The sequence below is a fragment of the Actinokineospora alba genome, assembly GCF_004362515.1.
Lineage (GTDB): Bacteria > Actinomycetota > Actinomycetes > Mycobacteriales > Pseudonocardiaceae > Actinokineospora > Actinokineospora alba.
This window is the reverse complement of the sequence record NZ_SNXU01000001.1, coordinates 5,236,844-5,261,274: the sequence shown is the minus strand read 5'-3', so window position 1 is coordinate 5,261,274 and position 24,431 is coordinate 5,236,844. Positions and strand designations below refer to the sequence as shown.

General features: G+C 70.8%; 21 protein-coding genes and 8 tRNA genes. 10 read left to right on the top strand and 19 right to left on the bottom strand.

Going from position 1 to position 24,431, the window contains the following annotated elements:
* Positions 1–7: 7 nt before the first annotated feature.
* The 8 genes from C8E96_RS24225 to C8E96_RS24190 all read right to left on the bottom strand — a co-directional run bounded on the left by C8E96_RS24225 (position 8) and on the right by C8E96_RS24190 (position 821).
* Positions 8–84 (bottom strand) — tRNA-Lys (locus C8E96_RS24225).
* Between the two features lie 14 nt (positions 85–98).
* Positions 99–185: transfer RNA gene (locus C8E96_RS24220), tRNA-Ser, on the bottom strand.
* A gap of 29 nt (positions 186–214) precedes the next feature.
* Positions 215–300, bottom strand: a tRNA-Ser gene (locus tag C8E96_RS24215).
* Between the two features lie 66 nt (positions 301–366).
* Positions 367–442, bottom strand: a tRNA-Thr gene (locus C8E96_RS24210).
* A gap of 33 nt (positions 443–475) precedes the next feature.
* Positions 476–549: transfer RNA gene (locus C8E96_RS24205), tRNA-Arg, on the bottom strand.
* Between the two features lie 5 nt (positions 550–554).
* Positions 555–626 (bottom strand) — tRNA-Glu (locus C8E96_RS24200).
* A 15-nt stretch (positions 627–641) separates the two neighbouring features.
* A tRNA-Gly gene (locus C8E96_RS24195) sits at positions 642–714 on the bottom strand.
* A 34-nt stretch (positions 715–748) separates the two neighbouring features.
* Positions 749–821 (bottom strand) — tRNA-Arg (locus C8E96_RS24190).
* Between the two features lie 693 nt (positions 822–1,514).
* On the opposite strand from C8E96_RS24190, the gene C8E96_RS24185 reads away from it, so the two are divergent.
* The 3 genes from C8E96_RS24185 to C8E96_RS24175 are packed head-to-tail and all read left to right on the top strand — an operon-like array spanning position 1,515 to position 5,639.
* Positions 1,515–4,163, top strand: coding sequence for an ATP-binding protein (locus C8E96_RS24185; protein ID WP_091368430.1), 2,649 nt, complete (start codon positions 1,515–1,517; stop codon positions 4,161–4,163).
* Between the two features lie 55 nt (positions 4,164–4,218).
* The gene (locus C8E96_RS33500) at positions 4,219–4,986 is read left to right on the top strand and encodes a mycothiol-dependent nitroreductase Rv2466c family protein (protein ID WP_228769585.1); all 768 of its coding nucleotides are present in this window, start codon (positions 4,219–4,221) and stop codon (positions 4,984–4,986) included.
* Complete coding sequence (locus C8E96_RS24175) at positions 4,983–5,639, top strand: maleylpyruvate isomerase family mycothiol-dependent enzyme (RefSeq protein WP_091368427.1); 657 nt, start codon at positions 4,983–4,985, stop codon at positions 5,637–5,639. The genes C8E96_RS33500 and C8E96_RS24175 overlap by 4 nt, the downstream gene beginning before the upstream one ends.
* On the opposite strand, the gene C8E96_RS24170 is transcribed toward C8E96_RS24175, so the two are convergent.
* Complete coding sequence (locus C8E96_RS24170; RefSeq protein WP_091368423.1) at positions 5,630–6,766, bottom strand: helix-turn-helix transcriptional regulator; 1,137 nt, start codon at positions 6,764–6,766, stop codon at positions 5,630–5,632. The two genes, C8E96_RS24175 and C8E96_RS24170, sit on opposite strands and share 10 nt — an antisense overlap.
* Positions 6,767–6,855: 89 nt before the next feature.
* Between C8E96_RS24170 and C8E96_RS24165 the strand changes: the two genes are divergently transcribed.
* Positions 6,856–7,878: a class I SAM-dependent methyltransferase gene (locus C8E96_RS24165; protein ID WP_091368419.1), complete on the top strand. Its 1,023-nt coding sequence runs from the start codon at positions 6,856–6,858 to the stop codon at positions 7,876–7,878.
* 24 nt (positions 7,879–7,902) lie between these two features.
* Here C8E96_RS24165 and C8E96_RS24160 read toward each other — a convergent pair whose 3' ends face one another.
* Positions 7,903–9,324 (bottom strand): serine/threonine-protein kinase, encoded by a 1,422-nt coding sequence (locus C8E96_RS24160; protein WP_407642656.1) that lies wholly within the window; start codon positions 9,322–9,324, stop codon positions 7,903–7,905.
* 344 nt (positions 9,325–9,668) lie between these two features.
* Between C8E96_RS24160 and C8E96_RS24155 the strand changes: the two genes are divergently transcribed.
* The 4 genes from C8E96_RS24155 (at position 9,669) to C8E96_RS24140 (ending at position 13,249) form a co-directional block, all read left to right on the top strand.
* Positions 9,669–10,856, top strand: coding sequence for an NAD(P)/FAD-dependent oxidoreductase (locus C8E96_RS24155; protein ID WP_091368413.1), 1,188 nt, complete (start codon positions 9,669–9,671; stop codon positions 10,854–10,856).
* A 10-nt stretch (positions 10,857–10,866) separates the two neighbouring features.
* Positions 10,867–11,802: a sigma-70 family RNA polymerase sigma factor gene (locus C8E96_RS24150; RefSeq protein WP_091368407.1), complete on the top strand. Its 936-nt coding sequence runs from the start codon at positions 10,867–10,869 to the stop codon at positions 11,800–11,802.
* A 40-nt stretch (positions 11,803–11,842) separates the two neighbouring features.
* Positions 11,843–12,355 (top strand): hypothetical protein, encoded by a 513-nt coding sequence (locus C8E96_RS24145; RefSeq protein ID WP_091368403.1) that lies wholly within the window; start codon positions 11,843–11,845, stop codon positions 12,353–12,355.
* A 63-nt stretch (positions 12,356–12,418) separates the two neighbouring features.
* The gene (locus C8E96_RS24140) at positions 12,419–13,249 is read left to right on the top strand and encodes an SGNH/GDSL hydrolase family protein (protein WP_091368399.1); all 831 of its coding nucleotides are present in this window, start codon (positions 12,419–12,421) and stop codon (positions 13,247–13,249) included.
* A gap of 63 nt (positions 13,250–13,312) precedes the next feature.
* On the opposite strand, the gene C8E96_RS24135 is transcribed toward C8E96_RS24140, so the two are convergent.
* Positions 13,313–13,516 carry a cold-shock protein gene (locus tag C8E96_RS24135; protein WP_091368394.1) on the bottom strand — a complete coding sequence of 68 codons (204 nt, stop codon included), beginning with the start codon at positions 13,514–13,516 and terminating at the stop codon, positions 13,313–13,315.
* A 399-nt stretch (positions 13,517–13,915) separates the two neighbouring features.
* Here C8E96_RS24135 and C8E96_RS33495 point away from each other — a divergent pair, with 399 nt between their 5' ends.
* Complete coding sequence (locus C8E96_RS33495; protein ID WP_166658092.1) at positions 13,916–14,083, top strand: hypothetical protein; 168 nt, start codon at positions 13,916–13,918, stop codon at positions 14,081–14,083.
* 7 nt (positions 14,084–14,090) lie between these two features.
* Here the strand turns inward: C8E96_RS33495 and C8E96_RS24130 are convergent, their stop codons facing one another.
* The 8 genes from C8E96_RS24130 to C8E96_RS24095 form a co-directional block, all read right to left on the bottom strand.
* Positions 14,091–14,552: a hypothetical protein gene (locus C8E96_RS24130; protein ID WP_091368391.1), complete on the bottom strand. Its 462-nt coding sequence runs from the start codon at positions 14,550–14,552 to the stop codon at positions 14,091–14,093.
* 77 nt (positions 14,553–14,629) lie between these two features.
* Positions 14,630–15,580, bottom strand: coding sequence for a TolB-like translocation protein (locus C8E96_RS24125; protein WP_091368387.1), 951 nt, complete (start codon positions 15,578–15,580; stop codon positions 14,630–14,632).
* The gene (locus tag C8E96_RS24120) at positions 15,577–16,785 is read right to left on the bottom strand and encodes an MFS transporter (RefSeq protein ID WP_091368381.1); all 1,209 of its coding nucleotides are present in this window, start codon (positions 16,783–16,785) and stop codon (positions 15,577–15,579) included. Before C8E96_RS24120 ends, C8E96_RS24125 begins: the two co-directional genes overlap by 4 nt.
* Positions 16,786–16,849: 64 nt before the next feature.
* Positions 16,850–19,165, bottom strand: coding sequence for a choice-of-anchor J domain-containing protein (locus C8E96_RS24115; RefSeq protein WP_228769584.1), 2,316 nt, complete (start codon positions 19,163–19,165; stop codon positions 16,850–16,852).
* Between the two features lie 48 nt (positions 19,166–19,213).
* Positions 19,214–20,131, bottom strand: a complete 918-nt coding sequence (locus tag C8E96_RS24110) for a 5-dehydro-4-deoxyglucarate dehydratase (RefSeq protein WP_091370082.1) — start codon at positions 20,129–20,131, stop codon at positions 19,214–19,216.
* Positions 20,132–20,163: 32 nt separating this feature from the next.
* Positions 20,164–21,039, bottom strand: a complete 876-nt coding sequence (locus C8E96_RS24105; protein ID WP_091368378.1) for a carbohydrate ABC transporter permease — start codon at positions 21,037–21,039, stop codon at positions 20,164–20,166.
* Complete coding sequence (locus C8E96_RS24100) at positions 21,036–22,004, bottom strand: carbohydrate ABC transporter permease (RefSeq protein ID WP_228769583.1); 969 nt, start codon at positions 22,002–22,004, stop codon at positions 21,036–21,038. Before C8E96_RS24100 ends, C8E96_RS24105 begins: the two co-directional genes overlap by 4 nt.
* Positions 22,005–22,068: 64 nt before the next feature.
* Positions 22,069–23,409, bottom strand: a complete 1,341-nt coding sequence (locus C8E96_RS24095; protein WP_228769582.1) for a sugar ABC transporter substrate-binding protein — start codon at positions 23,407–23,409, stop codon at positions 22,069–22,071.
* A 124-nt stretch (positions 23,410–23,533) separates the two neighbouring features.
* Here C8E96_RS24095 and C8E96_RS24090 point away from each other — a divergent pair, with 124 nt between their 5' ends.
* Entirely contained in the window at positions 23,534–24,313 is a 780-nt protein-coding gene (locus C8E96_RS24090) for an IclR family transcriptional regulator (RefSeq protein WP_091368374.1), read from the top strand.
* Positions 24,314–24,431: the final 118 nt, after the last annotated feature.

The following is a 24,431-nucleotide window of genomic DNA, read 5'->3' as shown; positions in this document are numbered from 1 at the left end:
GGCTGACTGGTGGGTCGCCGGGGACTCGAACCCCGAACCTGCCGATTAAGAGTCGGCGGCTCTGACCAATTGAGCTAACGACCCGCGGCGTACGCCCGCGGAGGATGCAGGGATCGAACCTGCGCGGCGCTCCCGCGCCGACTACCGTTTTCGAGACGGTTGCCTTACCTCTCGGCCAATCCTCCTTATGTGACAACGTTTCTCTCGTTGCGAGCGGAGGGCGCGCGGATCGAACGCGCGCCGGATCATGTCCGGACCGCGGCTTAGCAAGCCGGTGCCTTACCGCTCGGCCAGCCCTCCTTGATCGTGCGTGCCCCCGGCAGGAGTCGAACCTGCATGCCCGTGCGCCTCCCGTCGGGCGGGTGATGGAGCCTGTCCCGGGACTCGAACCCGGTTCCTCCCGCTTACAAGGCGGGTGCTCGTCCAGTCGAGCTCGACAGGCAGTGACCATGCGTGCCCGATGGCACGTCATCAGTTGCCCTGCCTGGAGTCGAACCAGGGACCTCCCCGGTCGTAGCGGGGTGCTCTGTCCAGCTGAGCTACAGGGCATGGCGTAGCCGGCCAGGGACTCGAACCCTGTCCTCCGCAGTGAAAGTGCGGCGGCCTAGCCCACAGCCCCGCCGGCCATCAGGGTGCTGTTGAGCGGTCGGCGGGCATCGAACCCGCTGCTTCGGTTTGGAAGACCGACGTGTCCGCCGAGTTCACCACGACCGCCGACACGCCGCGGGCACCCCTGTCCGCGGCGCCGTACCCCCAGCCGGAGTCGAACCGGCGCACGACGGCGTAGGAGGCCGCTGCTCTGTCCGCTGAGCTACAGGGGTGTGCGTGGTGGAGGGTGGAGTCGAACCACCTGTGCCTCTCGGCGCCCGGGTTACAGCCGGGTCGGGCTCCGCAGCCCGTCTCCACCATGACCTGACCCAACCCCGACGTGAGGTAGGCCAAGCCGAAATGTCTGCTCCACTGTGGAGTTGTCAAAATACGCACGCCACAATGGCGCGAGAAGCGTCAACGAAAGCGTTCCTATATTTCAGGCATGGGAAATAAAAGAAGCCGCCCGATCGGTTTCCCGATGGACGGCTCCCTGACCTGACGTGTCTACGTCAGCGGCGGGGAGCCTGACCTGCACAGCCGCGACCTTTCGGACCGCATGCACTCGACGACGCCAAGACTCGACAAGCACACGGCAAAGGTCGCGTCGCCATAACAGCGTCGCGTTCCTCGCTTCCGCATGCTCGCCATCTCGGTCTCCTCCGTCGGTGTTAGAACAATGATGTCGCACGAAAGCGGACGGGTCAATCATTTAAACGTGGACCCGCACCCCAGTGCCAAATGTCGACTCTCCTCGCTCTTGGCGTCTTTTCTTTCGTCACCTCCGAGTCGAGGGCTCCGCTTGGCGGACCTTTATTGGATATCTTGATAGTCGTTAGTTGATAATAACTCGTAACGAGCGCAAGGGGAGAAGGCGTCGACGCGTGGCGATTGCGGTCTCTGACGGCCTGCCGTATGACAGGGGCATGACCGGGAACGTGCTCGCGCGGCTGCACGCGGCCCTGGACGACGCTCTCGCAGGTCGGCTGCGGGTGGTGCTCTGTACTGGGGAACCCGGGATCGGCAAGACGACCCTTCTCCGCCGGTTCGCCGACGAAGCCGCGAGCCGGGGAGTCCGCGTCCGCACCGCCCGCTCCCCCGGGTCGGTGGCCGCGCCGCCGTACTGGTTGTGGCGGCAGGCCCTCGGCGATCCCAACCCGCTTGACGCCCTCGGCTCGGCGGCGGACCCCGCGGCGCTCGTCGAGCGGGTCGCGGAGCGGGTGCGGCGGGACAGCGCGGGCCGGGGTGTGGTGCTGATTGTCGATGACCTTCATCTGGCCGACAGCTCGTCCCTCGGCGTCCTGATGGACGTGCTGCCGTTGCTCCACGGCAGCCGGGTGCTGCTGTGCGCCACCCACGACGCGGGTGCCCAGCTTCCGCTGCCGGAGGCCGATGTGGTGCGACTTGTCGGCCTTTCCCGGGACGAGTCAATGCTCCTGCTGGGCCCGACTGTCGAGACAGCCGACCACATCTTCGAGACGGCCGGCGGCAATCCGTTGTTCCTGCGCGAACTGGGCCGCTACCTGAAGGCGGGCGGCGACCCACACGACTTGCCCCGGACCCTCGATGACGTGGTGGCCTGGCGGCTGCGCGAACTGTCGCCGCCGACGCGCGGTTTCGTCGAGGCCGCGGCGATCCTGGGCGACACGGTGCGGCCGTCGGTCGTCGCGCGAGTCCTGGGTCAAGGGGACGTTCTCGCGGCGCTGGACGACGCCGTCCGGGCGGGCTTCGTCGGGTCTGAGCCCGACGGCCTGGTCGAGTTCGACAGCCGCGTGGTCCGAACCGCGGTCGTGGCCTGCCTGCCACCGTCTGAGCGCGCGCGCCTGCACCGGCGCGCCGCGCTGGCGATCGAGGCGGCGGGAAACCTCACCGACCACCTCGGCGAGCTCACCCACCACTGGACCGCGGCCGCGTCGGCCGGTGCGTCCGCCGAAGCCCGCGCGTGGGCCCGCCGGGCAGGCGACGAGGCGATGCGCGTGCTCGCCTTCGGTGAGGCGCGGCGGCTCTACGCACTCGCCCTCGACCACGCGGACGGGCTCGACGCCGAGGAACGCGCCGACCTGCTGCTCGCGCTGGCTTCGGCCGCCTTCCGGCAAAGCAGGCTCGCCGACGCCCGCCAGGCCTGCGGCGAGGCGCTGGCCATCGCCAGGCGACTGGACTCCGGTCCGCTGCTGGCGCGGGTGGCGCTGACCCTGGAGCCCTGCGGCGAGTCCACTTGGGACGGTGACCTGCACCGGTGGTGCACCGAGGCGCTCGCCCGGTCCACTCAGGACGACCCGACCCGGGCCCGGCTGCTCGCCCGGCTCGCGCGGACGGCGGTGTACTGCGGCCACCACGACGAGGCCGACGCCGCGAGCGCCGAGGCCCTGCGGCTGGCGCGCGGGGCCGAGGGCACCGACCTGGCGATCGATGTGCTCACCGCACGGCAGCTCGTGTGCGCCGGACCCGACCACACGGCCGAGGTGGTGGACCTGGCCGCGGCGATGATCGCCACCGGGCGCCCGGAGGCGGAGTTGTGGGGCCGCCTGTGGCTGATCGACACCCGTTGGTACGCGGGCGATCTGGCGGGCATCGCCGCCGAATTGCCGCGCCTGCGCCGCACCACCGAGGAGGTGGGCGGGCCCTACGCCCGGTGGCATCTGCTGGTGGCCCGGGCCGCGCTGGCCTTGGCCCGCGCCGAGTTCGACGACGCCGAACGGCTCATCGGCGACGCGGTCGAGCACTTCGAGCGGCTCAACCATCCCGCCGCCCACGGCGCGTCGGTGAGTTTCCGCCTGCTCCTTGGCCACCACCGGGGCCACACCGAGGAGCTCCTCTCCCCCACCGTCTGGGACTTCGGGTCGGACAGCCGCTGGGAGCTGTTCGCCCGCCTGGGCCGGGCGTTCGCCCTGGTCGGCGCCGGGCGGCTGGACGAGGCGGCGACGCTGTACCAGCGGTGCGGCTCGCCGCGGGGGTGGTCTGTCCCACCCGGCGCGGGCCTGGTGGGCCTGGGGGTCGGCGCGCAGGTGGCCGCCGCGCTCGGGCTCGAAGACGACACCAGGCTGCTGCGTGACCGGCTGACGCCCTACCGCGGCCGGTACGTCGTGGCGGGCGCCGGGGCGGGCAACTTCCTCGGTCCCGTCGAGCTGACCCTCGGCAAATGCGCCGCCGCGCTCGGCGACTGGGACACCGCCAGAACCGAACTCGGCACCGCGAGCGAACTGTGCCGAACCGTCGGCGCGCCCGGTTTCCGCGTCGAAGCCGACTGCGAACTCGCGACCGCACTGGCGCGAGCCGCGATGCCCGAGGCCGCGGCCACGCTGGCCGAGCGCACGCGGCCCGTGGCGAGCGCGCTCGGCATGACCCCGTGGATTCGCCGCCTCGACGCGCTGCGAACCACGCCCGATCCGCTGACCGCACGCGAACGCGAGATCGCGGCGCTCGTCGCGCAGGGACTCAGCAACCGGCGGATCGCCGAGAACCTGGTCATCGCCGAGCGGACCGCGCAGAACCACGTCCAGCACATCCTCACCAAGCTGGGCTTCGCCAACCGCGCGCAGATCGCCGCATGGAGCGCCAAGCGCCCGGATGAGTAGCCGGATGAGTAATTCGCACGATGATCGCCGGGCCCAGGTGCACCATCCTGGCGGCATGCCTACCTCGGACGGTCCCGACCTCGCCCTCTGGGACAGAGCGACCACCGCCTACCTGCGCGCCGCGGGCCTTGCGGCGGAGCCCGGCATCGGCGAGCGCACCGAGCAGGCGCGCCGCCTCGCGGACCCGCCCTCGGCCACGCCCAGGGTCGACCTCTACATCGACCCGGTCTGCCCCTACACCTGGTTGGTCACGCAGTGGCTCCTGGAAGTGGAGCGGCTGCGCGACCTCGACCTGCGGTACCACGTGATGAGCCTGCGGATGCTCAACGAGAGCCGGGTGGTCGACGGCCGGTACCGCCGTGCCGTCGACAACTCCTCCGGACCGTCGCGGGTCGCCGCGGCCGTGCTCGTCCGGCACGGACCCGAAGCGCTGCGCGCCTGGCACGCCGCCTTCGGCGCCGCCATCTTCGACCACTGGCGCTACCCCGACGCCCAGGAGTACGTGTCGGCGTCGAAGCACGCGCTCACCGTCGCCGGGCTGCCGACCGAGCTGGTCGCCGCCGACTCCGCGGCGGTCGAGGAGGCGTTGCGCCGCAGCCACACCGAGGGCGTGACCCCGGTCGGCGCCGACGCGGGAACCCCGATCGTGCACCTCGACGGCGTCGCGTTCTTCGGGCCGGTGCTCAACGCCGTCCCGCGCGGGGACGACGCGGTGCGCCTGTTCGACGCCGCGCGCATGCTGGCACAGTGCCCCGACTTCTTCGAACTCAAGCGGACCCGCACCGCGCCGCCGGTTCTCCGCACGGAAGGGCAGCGACCATGAACGAGGACCAGGTCTGGGCGGCCATCGACACCCAGCGGCTGCGCACCGCCGACCTGCTCGACAACCTCACCCCAGCGGAGTGGGACGAGCCGTCGCTGTGCGAGGGCTGGACGGTCCGCGACGTCGCGGGCCACCTCACCCTGCAGCAGGCAGGCTTGGGAACAGCGCTTCGGGGCGCGCTGCGACACCCCGGCAGCCTCAACCACATGATCCGGGAAAGTGGCCGATACCAGGCCCGACTGCCCACCGAGCGGCTGGTCGCCGACATCCGCGGCATGGTCGGCTCGCGGCGGCACAACTTCGGCGTGACCTACCTGGAGACGTTGGTGGACATCGTGGTCCACGGCCAGGACATCGCCGTGCCGCTGTCGCGGGACCTCGCGGTCGAACCCGAGACGGCGGCGGCCGCGGCCACCCGGGTCTGGGCGTACCAGGCAACTCGGATGGGCCGGCAGAAGGCACGCGTCTTCAGCGACCTGCCCGAGCGCAGCCACCGGTTCACCGCCACCGACATCGAGTGGTCCGCGGGCGAGGGCCCGGAGCTCCGCGGACCCATCGTCGCCATCCTGCTGGTCCTCACCGGCCGAGCGGCGGGCCGCTCCCGACTGACCGGTGCCGGGCTTGACCCAACCGGTCGCCCGCCTCAGGCCTGATCAGGCGAGATGTCGAAGACGAGCAGGTCGGGGGCGGCGGTCGCCGGAGCTTCCCATCGGGTCGCGTAGTGGTCCAGAAAGATCTGGCCGACCAGCTCGCCCCGGCTGCGCACCCCGGTCTTGTCGAAGATCGACTTGAGGTGGTCCTGGACGGTGTACGGCGACAAGGACAGTTCGCGGGCGATCTCCTTGGTGACCCGGCCTTGGACGCACTGCATGGCGACGTGGCACTCCCGCTCGGTCAGGCCGTAGGCCAAGGCGATCACCGGCGCGACGTCCTGGGGCGTGGCGGGATGGATGATCACCGCGGTCCGGCCGCCCGCGTCCCCGCTGAGTCGGGTGCCGTAGAGCAGGAGCCAGGTGCCGGAGCGGGTGCGGACCCGCGCGCGGGCCGCCAGCTCCAGCGGGTCGGTGCCGGGTGCGATGGCGCGGGCGCGGGCCGCGACGGCCTGCACGGTCTTCGACTCGCTCGGCGGGTTCGGCGGGGGTTCCTCGACCAACTCGCCGATCCAGCGTTCGGCGGCGCCGGAGATGGACTCGGGCCTGCCGTCCGCATCGAAGACGACCACGCCCGGGCCGTGGTCGACCGAGGCCCCCGGCATGCTCGGTCGCGCCAGCAGCGCGCGGCGCAGGCCCGCGCCGATCGAGGGGGCCAACGCGACCAGAGTCCGCACGTCGGCCTCGGTGAACCACGGTTCGTCGGCGCCGCGCAGGAAGCCCGCCGCTCCCCAGTAGACGCCGTCGACGACGAAGGACACGCGCAGCTCGTCGCCGAAACCGGAGGCCTCTTGGGATTGGTGCCGGATCGAGCGGGACAGCACGCCGTGGGTGTCGATGCTGGTCGCCCCGGCGATCCGGCCGCTGCGGGCGAGGAAGGACCACTTGTTGACGTCCTCGATGACGTACTCGTGGTGGGCCAGCCACGACCCGGAGCAGCCGACGCCGCGGTTGACGCTGCCGGTGAACAGGATCGTCCCCGGGTCGACGGTGTGGCAGCAGTAGCCGTCGAACGGGATCAGCGGCGCGAGCACGTCCGCGACGGCGGCGCTGTAGTCCACCCACGTCAGACCGTGCCCGCGCAGTCGTTCGATGTCGTCGCGGACCCGGGGCACCAGTGTTCCGGCCACCTCTGGAGGGTACGGCGGGTCCGGCGCGCGGGGGCACCCCCAGAATCGTGGGATGGCGGCCGCGGTCGGCCGGTCCGCAGGCTGAGCGCATGACAACCACACACGAAGCCCCCACTGGGGCCACCCATGACGTCGTGACGCCCGACCGGATCTTCGAGATCGCCCAGGGCTTCATGGCCAGCAAGCACCTGTTCGCCGCGAGCGAGCTCGGCCTGTTCGAAGCCCTCGGCGAGGGCCCGGCGGACCTCGACGGGCTCGCCGCCCGCACCGGACTCCCCCGCCGCACGGCACGCATCAGCGCCGACGCGATGGTCGCGATCGGACTGCTGGAGCGGCACGGCGACCGCTATGCCAACAGCCAGGTGTCCGCCGCCTTCCTTGCCGGGGCGACCCCGGCCGATTTCCGTCCCCTGCTCAAATTCTGGGACCGGCTGAGCTATCCCGTCTGGGCGGACCTCGCCGGAGCCCTCAGCCGCGGAAGGCCCGCCCGCGACATCTCCGAGATCGATGACGAGTTGGTGCCGCTCATGTCCGCGGGCATCGCGGCCGCCACCGCCGCCGCCGGACGAGCCCTGCCCGAGGCCGCCGGGCTTCCCGCAGGGAGCCGGGTGCTGGACATCGGCGGCGGCACAGGTTCCTGGTCGGTCGCCCTGGCGGCGACGGACCCCGCGCTCACCGCGACGGTGTTCGAAACCGCCGAGGTGGCCCGCATCGCCCAGCAAGAGCTGCGCGCGAGCGAGTACTCCGACCGCGTCGACGTCCTCGTCGGTGACGTGCTGGTCGACGACCTGCCGCGCGGGTTCGACGCCTTCCTGGTCGCCAACCTGGTGCACTACTTCACGCCGGAGACGAACCAGTCGATCCTGCGGCGGATCCGGGCGGTCGCCGAACCCGGGGCGCGCCTGCTGCTCGCCGACTTCTGGACCGACGCCACCCACACCCGGCCGCTCCCCGCCGCGCTCATGGCCGGAGAGTTCGCCATCCACGTCAACGACGGCGACGTCTACAGCGTCGACGAGGGCACCGCCTGGCTGCGCGAGACCGGCTGGCGCTACCTCGATCACCGGCCGCTGGCCGGACCGATGAGCGTCATCGTCGCCGAGACCGCCTGAACCGACACCCGTCGGTCGGCATCGTCAGCCGCCGTCGTCGTCGTCTTCCTTGTCTTCCTTGTCTTCCTTCTTCTTCTCGCTCTTCGGACCGCCCTCTTTGACCCGCTCAGAGGACTGCACGTGGTCGGCGTCGATCAGCAACACGCCGTCACGGACGATCAGGACGAGTCGGTGCACTTCCCGTAATCGGCCGCGACTCTCCTGTGTGTACTCGAGTCCGACCGTGACGGTGTCGGCGCCGGTCGCCCGCGGCGCGGAGAAGATGGTGAGGTCCTTGACGTCCTTCCATGCCTTCTCGTACTGCTCCTGGCCCGCGGCCCGCAGCGTCGGACCGAGCCGGGTCCAGGCCTGGTCGGTGTGCTCGGGCAGCAGCGCGTAGTACTCGGCGACGGCGCGCCGCAGGTCCTCGGCGGTCACCGCGGCCGTTGTCGGGGGCGAGGAGGCGGAGGGGACCGTGGTGGCCTGATCGGGTTCACCGGGGCGGTTCGCCACAACCAGGGTGAGCAGCGCCAGGCCGACGACCGCGATCACCGCGATCAGGACAGCGGGCCCGCCGCGGCGGCTTCGCGGCCCGACCGGCGCGTCGGGCAGCGGTCGAAGGTCCACTCGGGTGGGAGCGGGCGGGCTGTGGCCCGCGGCGACAGCCCGCAGCCGCTCGGCCGCGTCGGCCATCGTGGGCCGCTCGGCCGGGTCCACCCTCATCAGCTGCGCGACGACCTCGCCGAGCGCGCCTCCGTTCACACTTGGGGCGAACTGTCCGGCGGCCACCGTTTGCAGCACGGCGATGGCGTTGTCGCCGTCGCCGAAGGGCGGCCGCCCTTCCAGGGCGGTGTACAAGGTGGCGCCCAACGAGAACACGTCGCCCGTCGGGTCCGGTTCCCGGCCGCGGGCCACCTCCGGCGCCAGGAAAGCCGGTGTGCCCACCAGAATCCCGTTCGCGGTGACCGTCACGTCGCCCAGGGCGCGGGCGATGCCGAAGTCGGTGATCTTCGCGGCGCCGTCATCGGTGATCAAGATGTTGGCGGGCTTGACGTCCCGGTGCACGATTCCCGCCGCGTGCGCGGCGGCGAGCGCCGCGGCCACCTGGGCGCCGATCGCCGCGACCTCGGCCGCGGGCACCGTGCCGCGCTCGGCGATGATCTCGGCGAGACTGCGCCCGGGCACGTACTCCATGACCAGAACCGGTCGGCCGTCATCCTCGGCGACGTCGTAGACGGTGACCGCGCCCGGGTGCTGCAACCGGGCGGCGATCCGGCCTTCCCGGATCGCCCGCCGCCGAGCCTGGTCTGCCTGCTCGTCGGACAGCCCCGGCGCCAACACCAGTGGTTTGACCGCCACGACCCGACTCAGGCGCTCATCGAACGCCTGCCACACCTCACCCATCCCGCCGACGCCCACCCGACTTTGGAGCCGGTACCTCCCGGCGATCAGGCCATCCGCGATCACGGGCATCCCCTCACGTCTCGCCTCGGCTGCACCGGGCCACGGTGCCATGATCGCCCACACCGGGCAGGCGCCCGCGCCGCGGGCCCACGTCAACGGCTACCCGAAACCGCCGCCACCGAATCCTCGCCCCGGATGGGCCCAGGTAAGGGCGAACGGCTCGACCAACGCCTGGGGGTCGCGTCAGGAGCCGTCCGCACAGCCTGCATCGCCAGTGGGCGGACATCTGTTTCGAGCGCCACGAGGCGCCCTTGTTCGTGATGGGGTGATCCACGCCATAGGCGAACCTGTCAGGAATCCGCGGGCTGTCTCGTTCAGAGGGCGTGCGAACAGACAGGAGCAGCAACATGCGGCATCGAATCATCGTCCTCGGAGCCGGTTACGCCGGAGCGTCCGCCGCCGGATACCTGGCCCGCCACCTGCACCCCGACGACTTCGAGATCACCGTCGTCAACGCCGAAGCCGACTTCGTCGAGCGAATGCGCCTGCACCAGCTCGCCGCGGGCGCGCAGCTGCGCCGCTTCGGGTTGGCGGAGATGTTCGCGGGCACGGGCATCGGGCTGCGGCTGGCACACGTCACCGCTGTCGACCCCGAGCAGCGGACCGTCACCGTGACCGACGGCGAAGGCACCGACCGACTCGAGTACGACACCCTCCTGTACTCGCTCGGCAGCACTTCCGCCGACCAGGGCGTTCCGGGGGTCGACGAGCACGCCTTCCACGTCTCCGGGCGGCAGGCGGCGCTGCGCCTGCGCGGGCGGCTGGATGGCCTGGGCGAGAACGGATCGGTGCTGGTCGTCGGCGGGAACCTGACCGCGATCGAGGTCGCCACCGAGATCGCCGAGGCCTGGCCCGGGCTCCGAGTCACCCTGGCCACCACCGACGAACTCGGCGGCTGGCTGGGCCCGAAGGCGCGGCGTCACCTGCTGCGTGCCTTCGACCGGTTCGGCATCGAGGTCCACGAGCACGCCACCATCGAGAAGGTCACCGCGACTGGGGCGGTCGCCGCCGACGGCACCACCTTCCTCGCCGACGCGACCGTGTGGGCGGCGGGCTTCGCCGTGCACCCCATCGCCGCCGCGAGCGGTCTCGCCGTCGAAGGCGACGGGCGGATCACCGTCGACCGGATGATGCGGTCGGTGTCGCATCCGCGGGTCTACGCCGCCGGTGACAGCGCCTACGCCGTCGGCGACAACGGTGAACCGCTGCCGATGTCCTGCGCCACAGCGGGATTCACCAGGATGCAGGCGACGGCCGCGATCATCGGGGACCTGACCGGTCGCAAGGTCTCGAAGACCCCGCTGGCCTACCTCGGCAACTGCATCAGCCTCGGCGGCAAGGACGCGATCTTCCAGGTCGTCGACCGCACCGCGCGGTCGACCGGGTCACTTCGCGGCCGACCGGCGGCGTGGGTCAAGGCGTTCGTGCTCACCAACGTCGCGTGGAACATGCACCACCCGACGTACGGGCTGCCCGCTCGCAAACGCCGTCTGGCCACCGTGTCCGACCGGTCGACCGAGACGGTCGACGCCTAGAGTCGCCTCCATGGACACCGCCACCGTGGCGCGTTTCGAGGCCAACCGGGACCGGTTGGCCTCGCTCGCGTACCGCCTGCTCGGCTCGGCCGCCGACGCCGAGGACGCGGTGCAGGACGCGTTCCTGCGCTGGCAGGCGGCTGACCGGGCACACATCGAGGTGCCCGAGGCGTGGCTGACCAAAGTGGTCACCAACCTGTCCCTCGACCGGCTCCGCTCGGCGAAGACCCGCCACGAACGCGCGGTCGGCGACTGGCTGCCCGAACCGCTCCTCGACGGCGACCCGATGCTGGGGCCCGCCGAGACCGTCGAGCAACGTGAATCGGTGACTTTGGCCGTGCTGACGCTGATGGAGCGCCTCTCGCCGATCGAGCGGGCCGTCTACGTCCTGCGCGAGGCCTTCTCGCACAGCCACGCCGAGGTGGCCGAGATCCTCGACATCTCCGAGTCCGCGAGCCAGCAGCACGCCCACCGCGCCCGCCGCCATGTCGCCGCGGCGCGGAATGTCGGCGAGGTCGACCGCGCCTCCGCGCGCCGAATCGTCGAGGCGTTCCTCGACGCCGCCTCCTCCGGCCGCACCGAACGGTTGCTGGCGTTGCTGACCGCCGACGCGACCGCGGTCACCGACGGCGCCGGGCTGGCGGAGAAGCTCCTGCGCTTCTCGGTTCCGGAGCGCATCGCCGCCGTGGTGCGCGCGGGCTTCAAGCCGACGCCCGCGAAACGGAAGCTGGCGGGCGGCTCCCCCGCTTTCCATGCCGACCTGGTCAACGGCTCCCCCGCGGTGATCGCCACGCTCGACGGCCGCGTCCTGGGCGTGATGATCCTGGAGATCCGCGGCGACAAGATCGCGGCCCTGCGCGCCATGGCGGCCCCCGCCAAACTCGGCCGGATCACCGAGCAATGGCGGCGGAGCGAGCACGACGAACCGCTCATCGCATCGTGGTGATGGTCTTGACAGCGGACCTGGCCGGACGCACGGTGGTGCCGTGCGCGAGGCGGTGAAGACCGGGGTCAGGCTGGCGCTTCTGCCGGGGCTGGCCCTGTTCTGGGTCGCGCTCAGCCTGCTGCGGGCGATCCCCGGCAACCCGGCACGGCACGCGATGCGGCCCGTCGTCGCGCAGCTGCGCCCGCTGCGGCCCAGGTTCCTCGCCCGGCACGGCGACGCCGGTATCGGGTTCGACAACCGGACCCCATGGTTCACCCGGTATCTCGTGGTCGCCGACGCACCGGACCTCGGTGCGACGGTCCTCGCCGCGGCCGCGCGGGCCGGCTACCAACGCGACCCGAACGCGCGTCCGTCCACCGCGGACTCCGACCCCGCGTGGACGTGTCACGCCCTGACCAGCGGTGGCCGGAAACTGAGGATCGGCATCGCCCGGGACGCCGACGTGCCGGTGCGCTCCTACGGTCGCGGCATCACGTGGGGAGACACCTTCGCGGCGCGCGAAGGGCGGGCGCTGCTCCGGCTGAGCATCGCGCTGCCTGCCTCGATTCGGTGAGTGCACTGCACAAACGGGTTAACCAATCCCGGCACGATCGTCCACAGTGCTACGACTGCGGACATGAGCATCGTCGCCGCGTTGGTCTTGAGTCTGGCTGTGGTTCCCGCACCGGTGGTGTCGGAGTACGTGGTGTCGGAGTACGTCGCCCTCGGGGACTCGTATGCCGCTGGGGTGGGCAGCGGAGGCGCCCAGAGCGGGTGTGGGCGCAGCGAGTTCGCGCACCCGAACCTCTGGAAGGACGCGCATTCACCTGCGGCGTTCGCGTTTCCCGCGTGTTCGGGGGCGACCACGCGGCACGTCCTGGATCGACAGTTGAAGTCGCTGTCGGGCGCGACCGAGCTGGTGACGCTCACCGTCGGCGGGATGGACGCCGATTTCACCAAGGTGATGACGACGTGCACGCTGGGTTCCGACCACGCCTGCGAGAAGTCCGTCGCGCGGGCGGAGGGGCTGATCCGGTCCGAGTTGCCGGGTAGGTTCGCGCAGGTGTTCCAGGCGATCTCGGCCGCCGCGCCGAAGGCGAGGGTCGTCGTCCTGGGGTATCCGCGGTTGTTCGAGCCGAGGGGCTGTCCGGGCGGGTTGTCACCGGCCAAGCGGGCCGCGGTGAACAACGGGGCCGATTCACTCGCCGAGGTGACCGCGGCGGCCGCCGCCGCGACCGGGGGCGCGGTGACGTTCGTGGACGTTCGGGAGGTGTTCGCCGGGCACGGGATCTGTGGGGACGACCCCTGGGTGCATCCGGTCACCACGCCGCTGACCGACTCCTACCACCCGAACCGCGCCGGGCAACTCGGATACCTGCGTGCCCTGGAGTCCGTGGTGGAAGGGACAGTGGTGGGAGGGACAGTGGCGGCAGAGACAGCGATGGCGGGGACAGCTCAGCGCAGGTGAGCGCCCGACCGGGCTCTCACCTGCGCTGGTGCGCCGCCGATGGTCTGGCGGCAGCCGCGAGGACTAGGAGGGGACGATGTTCTCCGCCTGCGGGCCCTTCTGGCCCTGCGTGATCTCGAACGTGACCTTCTGGCCTTCCTGCAACTCGCGGAAGCCCTGGGCGGCGATGTTCGAGTAGTGGGCGAAGACGTCGGGTCCGCCGCCATCCTGCTCGATGAAGCCGAAGCCCTTTTCCGCGTTGAACCACTTAACGGTTCCGGTGGCCATGTTTCCTCCAAATGGGAGTTGAAAATCGGCACCCGCACGATGCGGGACCGGAGGTGATCGCCGTGGCCCTCAGCGACTCGGAAAAAACAAAACGCCCGTGGCTCGCGCTCACGGGCAACCTGCACTTCGGAACCATGACAGCTGTCCTGAACGCTACACGGTCAGCCCGCACGGCGCCTGCGCCGGCCCGCCGAAACCAGGTCGACCGATCTGGTGAAAATCCCGAACCCATCGTGCGTGGGCCCCGGTGTCGAGGCCCTTACCCGGCGCTCTGGGGCCCTGGGCCGCGCCGGGTAAGGGGCCCCGACGGCAAGTACTGCGTGATCGCCCCATGCCGCGTCGGCCGCCTCAGCGGCACTGTTCACCTCACTGGAGTTCGCAGCGATGAGGAGACAGGCAATGTGGACCACCGAAGCACTCAACGCCGAGGTCGACTACCGGGTGAACGGCACGCGGGACCGCACCAGCAGGCTGCATCTGCACGAGGTCAAGCGCACCGCTCCCGCCTGGATCACCCGGGTGCTGCACCGAAAAATTCCCCGATCAGGTGAACGCCGGACCGGCTGACGCGGCGCTATGCCGGTTCGTCGACCTTGACCTGGGCGACCTTGCAGGTGACCCCCCTGACCTTTGTGTACACGTTGGCCCCGGGGATCTCCTCGGTCGCCTTCGCCCCCGGCTGCAGGGTGCCGGTGTTGAACAGGCCATCGGCGATCTCCGCGCCGGAGCCGTCGACGAAGATGATCGTCCCGATGTACTCCATGGGCTTGTCCAGGGAGTTGGTGACCTCCAGGGTCGCCTTCACACCGCCGTGGGCGCCCGCCTCGCAGGTGACGATCTTGACGTCCTTCTTCAGCTCGGGCGCGTCCTTGGCCTTGGTCTCCGCGTCCTTCGCCTCCTTGTCCTTCGGCTTTTCCTGCCCCTGCGTGTCCTGAGCCTGTGGCGCGGGACCGGCCGGAGCGGTGTCGCCGCACGCGGTCAGGCCGAGTGCGGCCACGCCTGCGAAGACTGCGGCGAGGGCGGTGTTCTTGAGCATGTGTGGTCAGTCCTCCGGAAAGTTCGAATCGACGGCCGTGAAGATATCGCGTGGAGGTTCCGCGATGTGGCGGTTCCTCACAGTCCGCCGATGGTCGCCGGTGAGCTGCCCGGACGCAGCGGGCGTGGGCCGCCGGTGCCGTCGGTGGGCACCGCGAACAGGGTCGGACGCCCGCCCGCGGGCCGTACGTAGGCGATCGTGGTGTCGTCGAGCCAGGCGGGCTGGTCGTCGACGTGTTCCGGCTCGGCGAGCGCGATGTCGGTTCCGGTGTCCAGGTCGAGCACGTGCAGCCGCCACGTCTGCCCGGTGCGGAACTTGTAGGCGATACGGCGGCCGTCCGCGGACAGCGACGGGCACTCCACGTTCTCCCGCACGGCTTCCATCCGCCGCGTCTCCAGGTCGCCGCGCATGAGCCGAGTGGTGCCGCCGGACGCCATCGTGGCGTAGAAGGTCCGGTCGTCCGCGGCGAAGGTGATGCCCCAGAAATTGCGGTCCGCGGCCTCGTACACGTTTCCGTCCACAATGGCGGTGAAGTCCTCCAAGGACCCGTGGTGCTCCCCCGTCCGCAGGTCGTAGGCGCCCGCGGTGGTGGAGAAGCCGCCGTCGGCCAGGTAGGAGTCGCCGGAGCGGAACACCGTCCAGGCCACCCACCGGCCCGACGCCGACACCCGGGTCCGGCTGGGTGTCCCCCAGACCGGGATCACCTTCTGCTCGTCGAGGTCGGTGTCGAACACCGCCACCTCGAACCCGCCGGGGATGGCCGCGGGACGCAGGCACGCCAGGACGCCGCCCGCGGTGTGTGCCCGCTGGCAGGCGGGCCCGACGCCGAGGGGCCGCTCACCGGCGACCTGGCGAACGGTGCCGTCCTCGATGTAGACGAGCGAACCCGCCCGCGCGAGGTCGAGCCGGTCGCCCTCCCTGGTGTCGGTGGTGTCCATGGTGCTCGCGCGCCAGCCGAGGTACGCCGCTCCCCCGACGAGCGTCGCGACGATCAGCGCGGCGCCGATCAGTTTCGGTCGGTCGATCATCGAGTCCTCCCCAGCCGGACGCCCGCGGCGATCGCCACGCCGAGCAGCGCGGCGAGGACCCCGAAGGCGGCTTGCGGTGTGCCGAAGTGCAGTGCCGCGCCGACCGCGACCGCGCCGCCCGCGCGGGCCAGTGCCTGCACGGTCTGCACGGCGGCCAGCCCGGTCGAGCGCAGTTCGGCCGGGATCAGCGGCCCGACGTGCGCCATCAGGACCCCGTCGGTGCCCGCGTAGAACAGCCCGTGCAGCGCGAGCGCCGCCGCGGCCGTGGCCCAGCCCACCGAGCTGAACCCGACCAGGAGGTACGCGGCGAGCAGGAGGCCGTGCCCGGCGAGGAACACCCGCCACCGGCCCACCCGGTCGGCGAGCCTGCCCACCGGGGCCGCGGCGAGCAGGAACGTGACCGCCGTGCCCAGCGGCAGCAGCGGCAGCACCGCGGTCGGCAGTTCACCCCGCTGCTGGATGACGACGTAGAGCACCATGTCGCCGACCGTCACCAGGCCGAGCAGTCCCGCCGCCAGACACACCCGGCGTGGACCCACGCCCGCGAGCGCGGCCAGCGCTTTGCGCGGCGACACGCTCTCCTTCGCGGGCGCGGCGGTCGCGGGCGCGTCGACGAAGAACACCAGGACCAACAGGCCCACCACGCCGAGGCAGAAACTCGTCACGAACACCGTGTCGAACCCGGTGAACGCGGTAATCAGCGCGACCGCGACCAGCGGCCCGAGCAGCGCGCCCGCGGTGTCCATGGCCCGGTGCACGCCGAACGCGCGTCCCAGTTGGTCGGCGGGTGTCGCCAGGGTGATCATCGCGTCGCGCGGGCCGGTGCGGATCCCTTTGCCCGCCCGGTCGATCGCGAGCACGGCCCCGATCCCCGCGATCGATCCGCCTGCCGCGGGCAGGCCGAGTTTCGTCACGGCGGAGAGGCCGTAGCCGACCGCGGCGACCGCTTTCGGGCGGCCGAGCCGGTCCGCGCAGTAGCCGCCGAGCAGCCGCAGCAGGGCGGTGGACCCGGCGTAGAGCCCCTCGACGACACCGAGGTGGAGGAACCCGACACCGACGCCGTACACGAGGTACAGCGGCAACACGGCGGTCACCATCTCGGCGGAGATGTCGGTGATCAGGCTGACGACGCCGAGCCCGACCACCGTCGCGGGCACGGCGCCCGCCCGGCCGACGACCTCGGGTCTGCTGGTGGAGACGTACATCGTCGTTCGCTCCTTCCCGAGGGTCGGCCGGGCGGGCGCGCACCCCGCCCGGCCGACCCGGTGGTCAGCCGATCCGCAAGGCGTCGACCTGGGCTTCGAACAGCGTGGCCACGCCGCCGTCCCTGGCCTCGATCAGCAGCGCGATCGTGCGGCCCGCGTAGGCGCTCAGGTCGATGGTGGCCGCCTGCCATGCACCTGCCACATCGCTTGGCGCGCCGAGCTTTTCGAACACGGTGGTCACCGCGGAGCCGTCCACCACCCGCACCCGCAGGTAGTCGTCCGGCCCGGAATTCAGGTCGTGGGCCACGTTGTAGGAGAAGGTCAGCCTCGGCGCGCCCGAGGGCACAGTGATCGCGGGCGACCGGATCGAGGTCGACCCACCGTCCACGTCGTTCGCGCCGTGACTCGCCCCGGCGAGCCTGCCGGTGCTCAGTGCGCTCGCGCCGTCGACCGTGGTGCCCAACTGCTTCGCCGTCGCCTCCGGGTCGCCCCGCTCCCACTTGCCGGTGGTGGCGGTGTCCGTGGCCGCCGCGTTGACCGTCCAGCCCTTGTCCGACTCGAAGTCGTCTGCGAACCCGCCCGTCGAGGTGACCGCGACGCTGTCGACCTGGGCTTCGAACAACGTCGGCGCGCCACCATCCTTCGCCTCGATCTGGAGACTGACCGCCCGCCCCGCGTAGGCGCTCAGCTCCACGCTCGCCGTGCGCCACGCGCCGAGCACATCGCTTGGTGTGCCGAGCTTCTCGAACACCGTGGTCACCGCGGACCCGTCCACCACCCGCACCCGCAGGTAGTCGTCCGGCCCGGAGTTCACGTCGTGGGCGACGTTGTAGGAGAACCCGAGACGTGAGGTCCCCGTGGGCACCGTGAACGCGGGCGACCGGATCGAGGTCGACCCGCCGTCCACGTCGTTGGCCCCATAGCCGGAACCGGCGGCCCGGCCGGTGCTCAGCGCGCTCACGCCGCCCGCCGCGGTGCCCAACTGCTTGACACCGGCCGAATTCGCCGTCTGGTCCGGGTCACCGCGCTCCCACTTGCCGGTGGTCGCGCTGTCACCGCCCGACGGGTTGACCGTCCAGCCCTTGTCGGACTCGAAGTCGTCGGTGAACCCACCCGGCGTGTTGGGATCGGGGACCGTGACGCCGAGATCGGCGGTGTCGGTCAGGCCCGCCGAGGTGCCGGTGACCTTCGCCGTCGCGTTGCCTGGGGGCGCGCCGGTCGCGGCGGCGAGGGTGAGGGTCGAGGTGGCCGAGCCGTTGGCCGCCGGGGTCACCGTCGCCGGGGAGAAGGTCCCGGTCACGCCCGCGGGCAGGTTCGCCGCCGACAGGGTGGTCGCGGCGGCGAACCCGTTGCGGCTGGTCACTTTCACCGTCGAGGTCGCCGTGCCGCCCGGCGCGACCGACACCGACGTCGGGCTGACGGTCACGTCGAACCCGGGCTGCTGGTCGGCCTTCTTGCAGGTGCCGGACACGGTGTCGGTGAACGTCCGACCCGCCACCGGCACGAACGTGCTGGTGTACCCGGTGGGGCTCAGGTCGAGCTTGAGCACGCCGTGGGTGTTGGAGTTCTGCCGCTCGGACGGGCCGTCCGAGCCGCCGGGCATCCCGCGCAGGCTGATGCCCCCGGTGCCCACGACGATCTGCCGGACCCCGTTGACGTCGTCGCGGGTGCCGTTGGGCCGGGCGGGGGCGAAGCGCTCGTAGTTGTGGTCGTGGCCGCCGATGATCAGGTCGGCCTTGTGGTCGTAGAGCGCTTGGTACAGCGCGGTCACCGACGTGTCGTCGCCGTGGTCGCCGTTGCTGAACCGCGGGTGGTGCCAGGACGCGATGGTGCACGGCTGGGTGTTCGCGGCGAGGTCGGCGCGCAGCCACTTCTCCTGCGCCGAGCCCGCCCCCATGGCGACCGAGGAGTTGAGTGCGACGTAGTGCCAGGAGCCGATATTGCGGCTGTAGTAGCCCTTGCCGCGTTCGCCCGCGGGCCCGTTGGCGGCCCCCACGCCGTTGTAGTAGTCGAAGTAGCCGCGGGCGGCGTCGGTGTAGTACTCGTGGTTGCCTGGCGTCGGGTGGGTGATGCTCTTGAACTTGCCCCAGTACGGGTCGTACTTGGACCGGTATTCCGACAGGGAACCGGAATCGTAGGTGTTGTCGCCCGCGGTGATGATCGCGTCGGGGTCTATGGCGGACAGGAGCGCGGCGGTCTGGTCGCACGCGGAACCGCAGATGTCACCCGCCGCGACCATCGTGATGGTGGCTTGGGTGGTGGGGACAGGCTCGGGTGCGGCGGAGTCAGCGGCCGCGACGGCGCCGGACGCCGCCAGCAGCACGACGCCGAACGCCGCCGCACTCTTCGCCTTCCCCGGATGTGATCGTTTCCATTTCACTGGTGCCTCTTTTCGTTGACGAACCGAGGGAGAACCAACGTCGGGCGCTCACGCCGCCGCCCGACCCAACGCGGTCAGCGCCTTCCGGCCGCGGGTGACGATCTCGGCCAACGCCGCCGCGTGCGCGGGCGACGGGTCGACCAGGGGCGGGCGGACCGCCCCGAGTCCGGCGCCCGCCTTGACCAGCGACACCGCGTAGCCGGGCACCTGGTCGCGCAGCGCGACGAACGGGAGGTAGAACTCGGCGAGCAAGGTCCGCGTCGCGGCGGTGTCGTTCGCGGAGACGGCCGCGTGGAACGCTTTGGCGATGTCCGGGACGAAGCAGAGCGACGCCGAGGAGTAGCTCTCCACGCCGATCGCCCGGTACGCCGCCGCCGACAGCTCCGCGGTGGGCAGGCCGTTGAGGAAGTCGAACTCCTCCGCCCGCGGGTGCCCGCTCGTCCGGATCGCGGTGACCAGGCGCAGCATCTCGTCGACGTCGCCGCGCCCGTCCTTGATCCCGACCACGGTCGGCAGGTCGAGCAGGGACACCGCCGCCGCCGGGTCGAGCACGGCGTTGGCCCGCTGGTAGACGATGAGCGGCAAGTCGGTCGCGGCAGCGACGTAGGCGACATGGCGCACGACGCCCGCGGGGGTCGAACCCACCAGATACGGCGGAAGCAGCAGCAACCCGTCGGCACCCGCGGCCGCTGCCTGCTCGGCGAACGCACCGGCGACTCGCGGTCCTCCCCCGGCGCCCGCGTACACCGGCAGCCGCCCGTTCGCGACCCGCACGGCGGTGCGGACGACCTCGCGGTGCTCGTCCTGGCTCAGCGCGGTGAACTCGCCGGTGCCGCAGGCGACGAACAGCGCCGCGGGGCCTGCCGCGATCTGGATCTCGACGTGGTCGGCGAACGCGGCGAGGTCGACGGTGTCGGACTCGGTGAACGGGGTCAGCGGGAACGAGAGCAGTCCCTGCAAGCGCATCTGCTTCACCTAACTGCTGGAAGGTAGCGCGGTCAGCCTTTGACCCCGCCCGCGGTGAGCCCTTTGACGAATTGCCGTTGCATGGCAAGGAACATGAGCACCGACGGCAGCATCGCCAGCAGCGCGGCCGCGAGCAGCGCGCCGGTGCCGACCTGCTCGTCGTGGCGCAGGGTGCGCAGCGCGAGCGGCAGGGTGAACTGGCTCGCGTCCTGGGCCACCAGCAGCGGCAGCATGTACTGGTCCCAGATCATGGTGAAGCCGAAGATCGCGATGACGCCGAGTGCGGGCTTGCACAGCGGCAGCACGATCGACCAGAAGATCCGCAGGTCGCCCGCGCCGTCGATGCGCGCGGCCTCCTCCAGCTCCATCGGGATTTCCTTCATGAACTCGGCCATCACCAGGATCGAGAAGCCCCAGGCACCGACCGGGACGATCATGCCGACCAGGCTGCCGATGAGGTTGACGTGCACCACGGGCACGTCCGACAGCACCAGCGACAGCGGGATGGCGAGGATCTCCTCCGGCAGCATCATGGTGGACAGGATCAGCAGCAGCACCAGTCGCATGCCGGGGAACTTCTTGCGCGCCAAGGCATACGCCGCGGAGATGCTGACCAGGATCTGCAGCGCCAGGCCGCCGCCGACGACGACGAACGAGTTGAGCAGGTACAGCAGCACGTCGCGCTCGATCGCGGCGCTGAAGTTCTCCAGGGTGAAGTCGGTGGGGATCAGGCTCAGCCCGCTGGGGTCGGGCACCCGGCTGACCGACCCGACCATCACCGCGACCAGCGGTCCGGCGAAGACGAAGACGATCAGGGTGTAGACCACCAGCCGCACCGCGCGGCCCGCTGTCCCCGGCAGCGCGCTGAAGCCGAGCGCGGAGTCGGCGCGGGTGTAGCCGCGGTTCATCGTCCCGCTCCCTTCGCGACCGACCGGGCGCGCCAGACCTGCACGGCGACGGTGAGGATCACGGTGGCCACCAGCAGCACGACCGATCCCGCCGCGGCGACACCGAGTTCGCTGCGTTCCAGGCCGAGTTTGTAGACCAGGGTCATCAGCACCTCGGTCGAGCCGTTGGGCCCGCCGTTGGTGAGCAGGAAGATCTCGGTGAACACGCGCAGCCCGCGGATGGCGGCGAGGGTGAGCAGGATGGCGAACACGGGGCGCAGCGCGGGAAGCGTCACGTGCCACAGCCGCTGCCGGGTGGTCGCGCCGTCCACGTCGGCGGCCTCGTAGAGCGTGCGGTCCACACCCGCCAGCCCGGCAATGATGATCATCATGTCGTAGGGCGCGCCGCGCCAGATGCCCACGGCCATCACCGACATCAGGGAGGTGTCCGGCGAGTTGAGAAACTGCGACGGGCCGGCGCCGAACCAGCCGATGATCCCGTTCACCACGCCGTCCGCCGAGGGGTAGTACAGGATCCGCCAGACCTCGGTGATCACCGCCATGGTGACGATGGCGGGCAGGAAGACGGCGGTGCGGATGAACCACAGGTGCCGGACCGTGCCCTCCAACAGCAGGGCGAGTACAAAGCCGAGCGCGATCGAGCCGACGGTCTGCCCGACCGCGAGGATCACGGTGTGGTTGATCGCGGAGAGGAACGCCTCGTCGGTAAGCACCCGCACGTAGTTGTCGACGCCGACCCAGCGGTCGCCGAGGTAGGGGCGCACGTCGTGGAAGCTCATCTCGATGCCGCGGATCATCGGGATGAACTTGAAGACCAGGAACAGCACCAGGGCTGGAGTCAGGAACAGCCACGCGACCGTGTGGCCGCGAAGGTTCCGGGTGAATCGGCTGGTGGGACGCGAGGCGCCGATCCGCGGCGGCGCCTGGCTTGGTTGGTGGGCAGGGGGCGCGGCGGCGGTCGTCACGCCGCCACCCCCTGCCTGGCTTGTTCGGCGGCGAAGGTCCCGGAAGCACAGCCTGCGTCCGTCCTCACGCCGCCACCCCCTGCCTGAGCAGTTCCGCCGCGAACGTCTCGGCGAGCTTGTCGAGGTGGGACTTCGTGTCGGAGCCGCAGTCGGCGACGACCGCGTTGATCGCCTCGGCGGCGGCCTGGCGGAACGGCGTCCAGTCGGGCACGGCCGGGCTGTAGCGGCCCGCGGTCCGGTAGACGTCATCGAAGATCTGCCAGCGGGCGTCCTTGCGCACCTCCGACAGCTTCACCGCGGAGTTGACCGGCAGCCGCACGATGTTGCCGTCGGTGTCGCCCGCCATGCCGATGGTCTGCCCGGGCGCGGAGATCGCGAATTCGGCGAACTTCTGTTGCCCCGCCTGGTTTTTCGAGCCCGCCATCAGGTAGACGTTCTCCCCCTCGGCCAGCGACGCCTGCTTGCCGTCCGGTCCCTTCGGCGCGGGGATCACCTCGTACTTGTCCGCGCCCAGGTTCTTGTCGAAGCGGGCCATGTTGTACGGGCCGGTGAGGTAAATGCCCGCCTTGCCGCCTTCGAACACCGGGTGGGCCTGCGTGGTCTCCATGGTCACCGCGCCCGGCGCGACGGTCTTCGCAGTGCAGAACTGGGCTTTGAGCCAGTCGACCGTGGCGACGGACTTCGCGTCGGCGACCGCGGGGGCGAACCTGCCGTCCTTCTCGGTGAAGAAGTCGCCGCCGTTGGCCCAGAGGAAACCGCTGGCGTACCAGGCCATGTAGCCGCGCTTGGTGGAGCCGGGGATGACGTAGCCGTGGGTGTCAGCCTGGCCGTTGCCGTCGGGGTCCTTCGTGGTGAACGCCGTGGCGAGGGCGTCGAGTTCGGCCCAGGTCCTCGGCTGCCCGGCGCCGACCTTCTCCCGCCAGTCCTTGCGGATGAACAGCGCGAACGACTGCGCGGAGAACGGCACCGCGTAGGACTTTCCGTCCGCGCCCCGGGTCGCATGCCAGGCGAGGTCGGCGACCTGGTCGCCGCCCGCGACGGACTCCCGGTTCACCTCGCGCACCAGCCCCTGCTTGACCAGGGAGCCCAGCTGGGCCGTGTCGTTGAGGACGATATCGGGGAGCTGTTTGCCCGCCGCCGCCTGCTGCAGCTTCGTCTCGAAGTCCTCGAAGATCGCGGTCACCGTGGCCTCGATGCCGGTGGCCTTGGTGAAGTCGGCGGCGAGCGCCTTGGCGGTCTTCTCGGTGGGCGAACCCGGCGGCTTGCGAATCCAGATCTGCAGCGGGGCCTTGGCGTCCTGATCAGGGGCAGCCGGTGCGCTGCCGCCGCAGCCGGCGCTGCCCAGCCCGATCAGGGCTGCGACCAGCAAGGACACCGGCCTGGTCGCTCGTCGAAGGTCACTCAACACAACACTCCTGTCCACATATGTGTACGGCGTCTGTATATGTGTTGTTAATGTCGGGTAAAGATAGCGAGCGGTATGCTGACGGTCAACAGACATGAAAACTTTGCGCAGAAAGTTGGACGCCATGGCTCGTGAGGCTTCCGAGGTCTCGCCGGTGAAATCGGCCGAACGCACCGTCCGCATCCTGGAGACGCTCGCCGCGTCGCCCACCTGGCTGACCATCTCCGACCTGCAGGAACTCATGGGATATCCGCGGTCGAGCCTGCACGCGCTGATCCGCACACTCCGCGAGCTCAAGTGGGTCGAGGCCGACGACACCGGCACGAAGTTCGGCGTCGGGCCGCACGCCCTGCTGTCCGGAACGGCCTACCTGGACCGCGATCCCGCGCTGCACTACGCCTATCAGGCGATGGAGGACCTCCGCGCCGAGATCGGCTACACGATCCACTACGCCCGCCGCGACGAGGCGCACGTGCTCTACCTGGCCAGCCGCGAGTCACGGGACTCGATGCGGCTCATCTCCCGAGTCGGCCGACGACTGCCCGCGTACATCACCGCCCTGGGGCAGGCCCTGCTCGCCCAGCTCACCCCGGCCGAGGTCGCGGCCATCGTGCCGGAGGAACTCGAGCAGCACACCCCGCACTCGCTGCCCGACCGCGAGGCACTGTTCGCCGAGCTCGACCTGGTGCGATCCCGTGGCTGGGCCTACGAGCGAGAGCAGGGCACCGAAGGTGTCGCCTGCGTGGCGGTCGCGGTGGACTACCGGATCCCGGCCACGGACGCGATCAGCTGCTCGATGCCCGCCGACAAGGTCGACGACGACGAACTCGACCGCGTCTCGACCGCGATCATGAAGCACACCCAGCAGCTCGCCACGACCCTGCGGATCCACGGCATCCGGTAGCTGACACATATGTGGACGCGAAACTAAATACTGTTCATCTATTGACGGGCTGGCTGCCGAACAGTTAAGTGTTCGGCAGCCGCCTGTGCCGGCGGCCTCCTCTCCCCCTTTGACCGGG